Raw genomic sequence first — 548 nt, 5'->3', positions numbered from 1 at the left:
CGCATCCCGCCTCGGTCGACTCCACCCCCACCTCCGCCAATCAGGAGGACCATGTTTCCATGGCCTGCCATGGCGCTCGCCGCCTGCTTCAGATGACCGACAACCTCTTCGCGATCATCGGCATCGAGGCGCTGAGCGCCGCCCAGGGGGTGGATCTGCGCAAGCCGCTGTCCACCAGTCCGCGACTGAACGCGGTGCTGGCCGTCCTGCGCGAGGTGGTGCCGGCACTCGACGACGATCGTTTCATGGCCGACGATCTCGGTCGCGCCACCGAACTCGTTTCAAGCGGCAGGTTTTGCGCCGCCGTCGGCGAGACCGTGCTTCCCGGCCTCGCCGGCTGAGGACCTCGTGACGCCGATCCTCCCCCATTCATGAGGTTTTGACATGACGACCAGGATCCGTTCCTTTCATCCGGACGACTTTCCCCAGATCGAGCGGATCGCGACCATGCCCGGTACACTGGATGCGCATACACCCTACACCTACTGGGTAAACCACCGGCTGTTCTCCTCCCTCTTTCTCGTCATCGAGGTCGACGGAGAGATTGC

The 548-nt window shown here is 63.9% G+C and carries 1 protein-coding gene; it reads left to right on the top strand.

Translation table 11 applies throughout. From position 1 onward, the window contains the following. Positions 1-341 (top strand): aromatic amino acid lyase (locus tag MD273_RS18785; protein ID WP_239039287.1); only part of this gene is annotated, 341 nt, incomplete at its 5' end. Between the last annotated feature and the right edge of the window lie 207 nt (positions 342-548).

The sequence above is a fragment of the Marinobacter sp. C7 genome, assembly GCF_022343555.1.
GTDB lineage: Bacteria > Pseudomonadota > Gammaproteobacteria > Pseudomonadales > Oleiphilaceae > Marinobacter.
This window is presented reverse-complemented; position numbering and strand designations above follow the sequence as displayed.